The sequence below is a fragment of the Pseudoalteromonas sp. TB51 genome (assembly GCF_000498055.1).
Taxonomy (GTDB): Bacteria; Pseudomonadota; Gammaproteobacteria; order Enterobacterales; family Alteromonadaceae; genus Pseudoalteromonas; species Pseudoalteromonas atlantica.
The window spans coordinates 1-6716 of record NZ_AUTO01000272.1; the positions used below are offsets into that span (position 1 = coordinate 1).

Annotated in this window: 3 protein-coding genes, 1 tRNA gene and 3 pseudogenes (1 of these 7 running past the window's edge); 6 read left to right on the forward strand and 1 reads right to left on the reverse strand. The window is 40.0% G+C overall.

Features of this window, described 5'->3' with window-relative positions:
* The 3 genes and pseudogenes from hscA to L650_RS0115945 form a co-directional block, all read left to right on the forward strand.
* Positions 1 to 1477: Fe-S protein assembly chaperone HscA (hscA, locus tag L650_RS0115935; protein ID WP_029773723.1), on the forward strand; the 1477-nt coding region annotated here is incomplete at its 5' end.
* A 10-nt stretch (positions 1478 to 1487) separates the two neighbouring features.
* The gene (gene fdx / locus L650_RS0115940) at positions 1488 to 1826 is read left to right on the forward strand and encodes an ISC system 2Fe-2S type ferredoxin (RefSeq protein WP_004585776.1); all 339 of its coding nucleotides are present in this window, start codon (positions 1488 to 1490) and stop codon (positions 1824 to 1826) included.
* A gap of 395 nt (positions 1827 to 2221) precedes the next feature.
* Positions 2222 to 3642, forward strand: a pseudogene (locus L650_RS0115945) (NAD-dependent succinate-semialdehyde dehydrogenase).
* Positions 3643 to 4149: 507 nt separating this feature from the next.
* Here L650_RS0115945 and L650_RS0115950 read toward each other — a convergent pair.
* A tRNA-His gene (locus L650_RS0115950) sits at positions 4150 to 4225 on the reverse strand.
* 263 nt (positions 4226 to 4488) lie between these two features.
* Between L650_RS0115950 and L650_RS0115955 the strand changes: the two are divergent.
* From L650_RS0115955 to L650_RS0115965, 3 genes and pseudogenes are all read left to right on the forward strand, one after another.
* Positions 4489 to 5311 (forward strand): annotated as a pseudogene (locus tag L650_RS0115955) (mechanosensitive ion channel domain-containing protein).
* Positions 5312 to 5500: 189 nt separating this feature from the next.
* Positions 5501 to 6283, forward strand: a complete 783-nt coding sequence (locus L650_RS0115960; RefSeq protein WP_029773724.1) for a YdiY family protein — start codon at positions 5501 to 5503, stop codon at positions 6281 to 6283.
* Between the two features lie 121 nt (positions 6284 to 6404).
* Positions 6405 to 6716: pseudogene (locus tag L650_RS0115965) on the forward strand (SLBB domain-containing protein) (it continues 2336 nt past the right edge of the window).

The window sequence follows — 6716 nt, forward strand, 5'->3', positions numbered from 1 at the left end:
TAGCCATATTTTAGCGGCTCTAAAAGCGCGTGCAGAGCATAGCTTTGGTAATCAAGAGATTTTAGGAGCAGTAATTACTGTGCCTGCGTACTTTGATGACGCACAGCGCCAAAGCACTAAAGATGCAGCCGAACTTGCTGGCATTAACGTATTACGTTTATTAAACGAGCCAACCGCTGCGGCAGTCGCTTACGGGTTAGACTCGGGCCAAGAAGGTATCATTGCTGTTTACGATTTAGGCGGCGGCACCTTTGATATTTCTATACTTCGCTTACACCAAGGTGTGTTTGAAGTAATGGCAACTGGCGGTGATTCAAGCTTAGGTGGCGATGATTTCGATTCGCTATTAGTTGATTACTTTAAGCAGCAAACCGGTATTTCGGCATTATCGCCTTCTGTGCTTCGCTTATTTATTAATAAAGCAAAAGCCTGTAAAGAAGCGCTAAGCCAGTATGCAAAAGTAAATGTAGTGCTTGAATTTGACGAGCAAAAACACACCGTAGAAGTGACACGCGAAACCTTTGACGAGCTGGCTATGCCACTTGTTAAAAAAACACTTCGTTCGTGTCGTCGTGCAGTAAAAGATGCTGGCATCGAAAACGAAGAAGTGCTGCAAGTTGTAATGGTAGGTGGTTCAACTCGCATGCCACTGGTTCGCAGCCAAGTTGAAGGCTTTTTTGAAAAAGAGCCGCTAACATCAATCGACCCGGATCGTGTTGTTGCACTAGGTGCTGCATTACAAGCTGATGTATTAGTAGGTAACAAGCCCGATTCTGACATGCTATTACTTGATGTATTGCCACTGTCGCTTGGCCTTGAAACGATGGGTGGGTTAGTTGAAAAAATAATTCCGCGTAATACCACTATTCCTGTTGCTCGTGCGCAAGAATTTACTACCTTTAAAGACGGCCAAACGGCAATGTCTTTACATGTGCTACAAGGTGAGCGCGAACTGGTTGACGATTGCCGCTCGCTGGCTAAATTTAGTTTAAAAGGCATACCGGCTATGGCTGCAGGCGCTGCACATATTCGAGTTACCTTTAAAGTGGATGCCGATGGCTTGTTAAGTGTATCAGCAATGGAAAAATCAACTGGTGTGCAAGCTGAAATCCAAGTTAAACCATCGTTTGGCTTATCTGATGACCAAGTGGCTAACATGCTCAAAGAGTCAATGAGCAACGCTAAAGATGACATGCAAGCACGTATGCTTAAAGAGCAACAAGTAGAGGCGCTACGTGTTATAGAAGCACTAGAGGCGTCACTTGCTAGCGACGGTGACTTGCTCGACGATATTCAACTTGCTAATTTAAAAGCTGAAATAAGCGAGCTTGCTAAAGTGCGCGAAACCGCGCAGCAGCCAGGTGAAATTAAAGCCGCAATTGAAAAAGTAGATAACGCTAGCAGCGATTTTGCCTCGCGCAGAATGGATGCATCAATTAAAAAGGCCCTTACAGGGCAGTCAGTAGACAACGTTTAAAGAGGTTAGAATGCCACAAATTATTTTTCTTCCCCATCCGGAATTATGTCCTGACGGTGCAGCACTTGAAGCGCCTGCGGGCGAAACAGTCCTTGATGTGGCCCTTAAAAACGGCATTAGCATTCCACACGCATGTGAAAAATCGTGTGCATGTACTACATGCCATTTAGTGATCCGCGAAGGCTTTGACTCACTAGATGAAAGCGATGAGCTAGAAGACGACATGCTAGATAAAGCATGGGGCTTAGAGTCAGAATCTCGCTTAGGATGCCAAGCAGTTATTAGAGATGAAGACTTAGTAGTTGAAATACCTAAGTACAATCTCAATATCGTTAATGAAGAGCACTAGTTTTTAATTAACGAGAATTTTTTAAAAGCCGCTGTTTTTACAGCGGCTTTTTTGTTTAAGAGATTGTATAAGCACGTAGCAGCGACTTTATGTCGCGTTTTTAAATGAATGATCACGTAATCATAATCGCCGGGTAAACCGGCTGCTACATTTACACCGTAGCAGCGACTTTACGTCGCGTTTTTAAATGAATGACCACGTAATCATAATCGCGGGGTAAACCCGCTGCTACATCTTACACCGTAGCAGCGACTTTATGTCGCGTTTTTAAAATAGGCCTAGATCTAAAGTGATCACGTTTTACAGGTCGAATTACAGTCAAGGAATTATCGCTTTTGGCTAAACCCGCTGCTACGCGTTTTACCTAACCCATAAAACTATTTCGGAGGTCTATTTTGAGTAATCTAATTTTTTGTGACTCGTTTATTAATGGTGAATTTTATAAAACCAATAAACGTTTTAGCGTTGACGACCCCGCGACCGAAAAAAGTATTGTTGAAGTAAGTGATATAGACGAGCAAGGCGTTAATAGCGCAATAAAGGCAGCGCAAGGTGCGTTTGTTAAGTTAAAATCAACCAATGCCACTGAGCGAAGTAATACGCTAATGCGTTGGTATGAGCTGATAATAAAACACAAGCAAACGCTTGCTGAGCTAATGACAAAAGAGCAAGGTAAACCGCTTAAAGAGTCGTTAGGTGAAATAGACTATGGCGCTGGGTTTATAAAATGGTTTGCAGAAGAAGCTAAACGCAGTTACGGCGATGTGATCCCCCCAACCGACGATACACATAGATTAACGAGCTTTAAACAACCNTGGCTGGCATTACTCCTTGGAACTTTCCGGTTGCTATGGTGACACGTAAAGTGGCGCCAGCATACGCTGCAGGCTGTAGCTTTGTGCTAAAACCTTCTGAATATACACCTTTATGTGCTTTGGCGTTGGCATACCTTGCCGATCAAGCCGGGTTTGTAAAAGGAGCTTTTAACGTACTAATTTCGCAAGACGCAAAAACAGTCGGACAAATACTTACAGACTCAGAAGTGGTGCGCAAATTTACTTTTACAGGTTCAACAGGCGTAGGCAAGCAGTTACTTTCTCAGTGTGCGGGTACGATTAAACGTACCTCCATGGAACTTGGCGGAAACGCCCCCTTTATTATTTTTGATAACGCAGATATAGACGAAGCAATCGAAGGCCTCATGGCGGNGGCTAAGTTTAGAAACAGTGGCCAAGCATGTGTAGCCGCAAACCGCATTTTTATTCAGCGCAGTATTTTAGATGAAGTGCTGAGTAAAATTACGCCTAAAGTAGCCGCATTAAAAGTAGCCAATGGGTTTGAAGAGGACGTAGACATTGGCCCCCTTATTTACCCAAAAGCGAAAGAAAAAGTGCAGCAGCTTGTGCAAGATGCACTTGATAAAGGCGCAGACCTAATAGGGGATAACGGCGACTTAGGCGGCAGCTTTCAAAACCCGCTTATTGTTACTAACGTAACGACCGAAATGGATATATACCACGAAGAAGTATTTGGCCCGGTATTAACGGTTATTCCTTTTGATGAAGAAAGCGAAGTACTTGCCCTTGCTAACGATGTTCCATATGGCTTAGCGGCTTATTTTTACAGTCAAAATATCAAGCAGATTTATCGTATTAGCGAAGGGCTTGAGTTTGGCATGGTTGGTGTTAACGAAGGGGTTATATCTAACCCTGTGGCACCGTTTGGTGGAGTTAAGCAATCAGGCTTAGGTCGAGAAGGCGGCCATCGAGGGCTTGATGAATACCTTGAAGAAAAATACGTGTGTATCAAAGTTTAAAAACGATGACACCATAAACCATGAAAAATTGGTTTATCCAACACAGCTTAGGTTACTAATACCAATTTGCTTAATTAAGTGATCTATAACTACAGGTTACCTTTTTATTGCTAGATATAGGCCTAAGTGCTACATTTACGGCATAATTTTTGTTTAAAAATAATCAAAAATAAAAAGAATTTCTACTTGTAGAAATAACCCGTGTGTAAATGCCACCGCAAGGTGGCATTTTTTATAGCTTGATGGCTAAACTCCACGCCCTCGATAAGCATTTTTAATTATACCGCAGATTCAAACTCGCCTATTTTTATAGTATTACTTCGATACATTTTTAATAAAAATCTAAACGCACTTTAGATTGGATGCTATTTTAAAACGTATTTAAAAACAAAAATTAATATAAATAAAAATGGGTGTGTGAAAAGTTATTTCATTGAGGGTAATAAATTAATAATTTATTTTAAATATTGCTAGGAAGTTTATATGAAAAAATAAGAAGAGAAAAAATGGGGCGATTGACGGGGCTTGAACCCGCGACAACCGGAATCACAATCCGGGGCTCTACCAACTGAGCTACAACCGCCACTACACACCTCGTTTGGTGTGGCGCGCATAATACATAATATTATAAATTTTGTGAAGCCTAAAATTAAAAAAAATCAAAAAAAATAAATATTTCATAAAATTGCCTACTATCAGTAAAGGTTCATAAAGAGTGTGTAGCGTATTAGCGCTGATAATAAAAATTATTTTGTAGTGATAATTTACTATTTAATGAGAATAAAATGTAAATTAATGTATACTCACTTGCGGGAAATTGCTTAATAAAAACTATTTGGAGTTACTATGGATTCAATACTTACTTGGCTAAACGAAAACTCAGGCCTAATTTTACACTACGGTATTCAAGCAGTTATTGCGCTTGTTATCTTTTTACTTGGTAGCCGTATTGCCAAGTTTTGTGCAGGCTTAACAGAAAAAACATTCGATAAAAAGAAAGTTGATAAAGCTGTAGGCTCATTTGTATCGAGTATAGTTTATGCCATCGTATTTGCTGCCACTATTTTAATGGCACTTTCGCAAATCGGTATAGAAACAACCTCGTTTATTGCTATTTTAGGTGCGGCTNGCTGGCCTAGCTGTTGGTTTAGCGCTGCAAGGTTCGCTGTCTAACTTTGCATCTGGCGTACTTATTATATTACTTCGTCCATTTAAATCAGGTGAGTTTGTTGAAGCTGGCGGTAAAATGGGCACAGTTAAAAAAATTGAAATATTCTCTACAGAGCTTCGCACTCCAGATAACAAAGTAATTATCGTACCAAATTCACAAATTATGTCTGGTGCTATTACTAACTTCTCACGTGAGTCTACTCGCCGTATCGATTTAGTAATTGGTGTAGGTTACGATGCTGACTTACGTAAAACAAAAGAAGTATTACAGTCAGTACTTGACGCAGAGACTCGTTTACTTAAAGATCCAGCATATACTGTTGCAGTTTCTGAACTTGCAGACTCAAGCGTAAACTTTATTGTGCGTCCTTGGGTAAACTCTGGTGATTACTGGCCAACGTACTGGACATTATTAGAGAACATTAAAATTGCATTAGATGATGCAGACATTACAATCCCATTTCCACAAATGGATGTACATTTACACAAGCAAGACTAATACAAATCCGCAATAATACTTAATCATTTTGCGGGGTTAAACGTGTCGCTATCTGCGTTAAAAAATTCTCATTTAGAACAACTAAATAGCGAATTTTTTGCCTGGCTATCAACACGTTTTTCCAGCCTCAAAATAGATTACTTAATTAAGCGAATTAGTATAATTTTTAGAATTAAATAGGTTATTTTAATGAAATTAAAGCTTTTAACACTTTTAGTTGCAGCATCTGCTGCAACTAACGCATTCGCTGAAGACGCAGAGAAAAAAACGTGGGAAGTAACAAGCGAGCTAGGTGCTATTGTCACTAGTGGTAACACTGAAACTACAACGTTGAAAGGCGGTTTAAAGGTATTACATCACCTAGAAAACTGGAATAACGAGTACAAAATCGACGGCATCTATAAAGAAGATGAAGTAGAAGATGACAACGGCGACAAAGACAAGCAGCGTACGAACGAAAAGTACTCTGCATCTGCGCAAGGTAATTACAAATTAAATGAAAAGAATTCTCATTTGTTCATTTATGGTTCACACGTTTCAGATTACTTTGGCGCGTATAGAACTGAATCTGTAATTTCTGCTGGTTACGGCTTACGTTTAATTGACCAACCAGATATGTGGTTAAATGCAGAGTTTGGTCCGGGTTACAAATTTTTTGAATACTCAGACGACAGCACGCAAGTTGATGACGACGGTAACCTACTTGCAGGCGAAAGCGACAGTGAAGTAATTGCTTTAGGTAAACTTGATTACAACTGGCAGATTTCAGATAGCGCACGTTTTACTCAACTTGTATCAGTTGAGTACGGTGATTCAAACACCAAAACGCGTTCAGAAACTGCATTGCTAGCAAAAATAAATGGCTCGCTGCAAATGAAAGTCGCTTTCAATGTTACCAACAACTCAGATGTTGCTGATGACGAAGAAAGCACAGATACAGAGACGTCATTAACGTTAGTTTACAGTTTTTAACCTAAAAACGTATTTAATGACATTTAAGTGACAAAAGGGACGAAAGTCCCTTTTTTATTTGTTTAGATTTAATGTATTATAGCCACCAATTTTGGTTGTAGACCTAGGGATATACCTACTCGTGAAAGTTTTTACACAATTTTTTAGTGCTTTTATTCTACTTTGTAGTTTTAGTACCATGGCTTTTACGCCAACGGCCTCACAAATTGAGCAATTTAAAAAATTGCCAAAAGCCCAGCAAGAAGCCCTAGCAAAACAATACGGTGTAGATATTTCTACGATCACCGGCGCTAATCAATCAAATGACGAAAACTCAAATGAGCAGCAGTCAACTATTGGTGAACGCCCAGAAAAAGAACAAGAAGACTTAACTGACGAAGAGCGTTTTAAGCCAAAAACAGAAGAATTAAAGCCTTACGGCTACGAGCTTTTT